Origin of the sequence: Psychrobacter sp. (assembly GCF_035469765.1) — a bacterium.
In the GTDB taxonomy this organism is placed as follows: Bacteria; Pseudomonadota; Gammaproteobacteria; order Pseudomonadales; family Moraxellaceae; genus Psychrobacter.
On the sequence record NZ_DATIRM010000139.1, the window covers coordinates 1 to 3,292 of the forward strand.

A 3,292-nucleotide genomic window follows, 5' to 3' on the forward strand; every position below is an offset into this window, starting at 1 on the left:
TAAACTGAATATGGGTCCTGAGTACCTTGGTGCGTTCACTGTCGGAGACCAACTATTATGGGGCGCTGCTGAGCCATTGCGTCGCATGCTCAATATCATTCGCGAGCAAAACAGCTAAACCCGATATTCCGAATTTAGATATAAAAAAGACAGCAAACGCTGTCTTTTTTTATGCGTTATTTTTGCTCATAAGCAATCATGATTTCATTGCGGCGCATGAATGGCAGCGTCCATGGTGGATTGTAACGTGCCAGTTCAGGTACACCTGTCATCGTTAATTTTTGCGCCTGCATCCAAGACTGTAACTCTACTGTTTTAGTAGCTACCTTTTCACTGCCAGCAAGTCCTGAAAACTTAATAACGCCATAAGTCTGTGCTGGTATTTCTATAATTTTAATGTTGGGGTTATTTGGTTTCGGTAGTGTTTGCATCGTATATTTACTTGGCATAGTAAATTGTACTCGCCATTTGCCATCGCTTTGTTGCATATTTACTGGTGCTGTCATAGCAATTTTTTGCGACCCATTACTGCCATTTTTGTTTTCAGACTGCATCGTCACAGGAGCAGTCATGCTAATTTTGCTACTCTCCCCACTTGGCGCGGTATTATTACCAAAAATATAATCCGCTAAAACCTTAAATCCTGCACGACTGGCCGTATTTTGGTCACCAGACACCCAAGTTTGTGCCACTAGTTGACTCTCATAGCGACGCAACTCAAAATCCTCTACTTGTGACAAGACGGTATATTTCGGTTCTTCGGTAGCCATAGCTGCTCCTGATATCAATAATGAGCTACTTAACAATAAGCTGCTTACTAAGTAAGTTCCTTTGGTCATGTCTTATCTCCATTGTCCAAAAGCTTGATATTAATAAGTGGGTTTGTTGTCTGTTATTCTTACTTTAGCAAGGACTTGATAACGAGGTCTGTAGCTTTTAGTTATAACTGACTACAAACATGTTATCAAATCTGTATTGGATAAACATCAATAACCAAAAAAATCCCAACAATGCTATAATTAGCGCCATTTTCATAGCTCATATAGCGGTTATCTTATGCAATTTGTCTTACATAAAACAGCCAGTGGCGTCACACGCGCACGTCGCGGCACGGTTCATCTCAATCATGGTGATGTACAAACGCCAGCCTTTATGCCAGTGGGTACTTACGGTACCGTTAAAGGCATGCTACCACGTGATATTGAAGCCATTGGCGCTGATATTATCCTTGGCAATACCTTCCATTTATGGCTACGCCCTGGCACCGATATTATTGATAAATTTGGTGGGCTGCATAAATTCATGCATTGGGATAAACCTATCCTTACCGATTCAGGCGGATTCCAAGTATTCAGTCTCGGTGCCATGCGTAAAATCACCGAAGAAGGCGTGACTTTTAAATCACCTATCGATGGCGCTAAAGTATTCTTATCGCCAGAAAAATCGATGCAGATTCAGTATAGCTTGAATTCAGATATCGTGATGCAATTTGATGAATGTACACCTTATCCTGCTACCCATGATGAAGCGAAAAAGTCTTTAGAGTTGTCACTACGTTGGGGACAACGCTGCGTTGATGAGCATAAAAAGCTTGGCAGTACCAATGCGTTATTTGGCATTATCCAAGGTAGTATGTATGCCGATTTACGCAAGCAGTCACTTGAAGGGCTACTTGAGATTGGCTTTGATGGTTACGCCATCGGTGGGTTGTCTGTTGGCGAGCCAAAAGAAGAGATGATAGACGTCCTAGATTATATCGCAGACGATATGCCAGCTGATAAGCCGCGCTATTTGATGGGTGTTGGTAAGCCTGAAGACCTCGTTGAAGGAGTACGTCGCGGTGTAGATATGTTTGACTGCGTGATGCCAACCCGTAACGCGCGTAATGGTCATTACTTTGTCGCAGGCGACACTGATAATGCAGGTGTAGTACGTATACGCAATAGCCAATATCGCACTGATGAAGGTCCATTGGACCCTGAATGTGACTGCTATACCTGTCAGAACTTTAGCCGTGCTTATTTATCGCATCTGAATAAATGTAAAGAGATGTTGGGCGCACAGCTCGCGACGATTCATAACTTACGTTATTACCAGCGTCTGATGCAAGATATCAGAGATGCCATTGAACAAGATAAATTTGATGAGTTCGTGAATGAATTTTATAGCAAACGCGGTCAGACGGTGCCAGAGCTGAATTTGCGTTAATTTACTTTGACTAGATTCTGACTTAATAGTAAGCCTATTATCAAAATGTGTTAAATACAAAGATGCCAGTCGGCTTGCACTGACTGGCATTTATCTTTATAGCTATAAAAAACATTAATAACCTAATGATTAAAAACTTTTATGCTTGAAGACTTAAAAGTTATCATCTGGCACTTGACTCATTGGAACATCTGGGTTGTTTCTTAGATGTATAATGGAAGTAATCAAGCCACCCCATATAAGTACCATTGAGATAATCATAAAAATAATAGCTGAAGTGCTCATAATAAATTCCTATTGAAATGTTAATCGATCTGCTAACTATTTATTTTACTAACTAGCGCGCATTATCAATTGCACGAGCTTTAGCATCTTCTTCATCATGGACACCCTTAATACGACTTAGTATAAATGCACCTAGACCGAAGAATACGACTACACCCCAACCAAATAGTAATAAGATGGTTGAAGAATAACCTTCATAAGGCGTTTTAACCAAATCAATAAACTTAAGACCCAAAGCGATAGTAAGTACAGTTGGCGTAATAACGGTTAGCATGAATATCCAAGCACCGCCTAGTTTGACGCTAGAGATACGATTGCTGTGAGCTAATAAACTTGGAATTTTATTACGGTTAAACCAGGTGACTAATACAATGGACATTAAGCCACCAGCAACGATACCGATATTATTAGCAAAGTGATCGATGACATCTACTAATACCAATGAGCTACCAGTAGAGAATGCTGAGATAGATATGACCGCACAAACGCCACATATTACAGCAACTGCTTTTTTGCGTGACCAATCAAATTTTTCTTGGAAAGCAGAAATAGGTACTTCTAAAATACTGATTAGAGAGCTAATACCAGCAACGACTAAAGAGCCAAAGAATAAGAAACCAATGAAATCACCACTTGGACCCATAGTAGAAATAATTTTAGGGAATACGAAGAACGCGAGTCCAACACCACCGCTAGCAACTTCAGACACATCTTGACCTGTTGATACTGCCATAAAGCCAATAGCAGCAAAGATACCAATACCTGCAATAAGCTCAAAAGAAGAGTTTGCAAAACCAAC

3 protein-coding genes and 2 pseudogenes are annotated in these 3,292 nt (G+C 40.5%); 2 read left to right on the forward strand and 3 right to left on the reverse strand.

The window, feature by feature from the left end; translation table 11 throughout:
• Positions 1-118, forward strand: a pseudogene (locus VLN09_RS03970) (aspartate-semialdehyde dehydrogenase); the annotation flags it as partial.
• 58 nt (positions 119-176) lie between these two features.
• Here VLN09_RS03970 and VLN09_RS03975 read toward each other — a convergent pair.
• A complete protein-coding gene (locus VLN09_RS03975) occupies positions 177-839 on the reverse strand; it encodes a heme-binding protein (protein ID WP_325243896.1) in 663 nt (220 codons plus the stop codon).
• 217 nt (positions 840-1,056) lie between these two features.
• On the opposite strand from VLN09_RS03975, the gene tgt reads away from it, so the two are divergent.
• Complete coding sequence (gene tgt, locus VLN09_RS03980; protein WP_325243898.1) at positions 1,057-2,208, forward strand: tRNA guanosine(34) transglycosylase Tgt; 1,152 nt, start codon at positions 1,057-1,059, stop codon at positions 2,206-2,208.
• 153 nt (positions 2,209-2,361) lie between these two features.
• Here the strand turns inward: tgt and VLN09_RS03985 are convergent, their stop codons facing one another.
• The gene (locus tag VLN09_RS03985) at positions 2,362-2,493 is read right to left on the reverse strand and encodes a methionine/alanine import family NSS transporter small subunit (protein WP_325243900.1); all 132 of its coding nucleotides are present in this window, start codon (positions 2,491-2,493) and stop codon (positions 2,362-2,364) included.
• Positions 2,494-2,545: 52 nt separating this feature from the next.
• Positions 2,546-3,292: pseudogene (locus VLN09_RS03990) on the reverse strand (sodium-dependent transporter); the annotation flags it as partial.

Bases quoted from the DNA above. Each gene is read 5' to 3' on its own strand.
- VLN09_RS03975 (WP_325243896.1), bottom strand. From the start codon at position 839: ATGACCAAAGGAACTTACTTAGTAAGCAGCTTATTGTTAAGTAGCTCA.
- tgt (WP_325243898.1), top strand. From the start codon at position 1,057: ATGCAATTTGTCTTACATAAAACAGCCAGTGGCGTCACACGCGCACGT.
- VLN09_RS03985 (WP_325243900.1), bottom strand. From the start codon at position 2,493: ATGAGCACTTCAGCTATTATTTTTATGATTATCTCAATGGTACTTATA.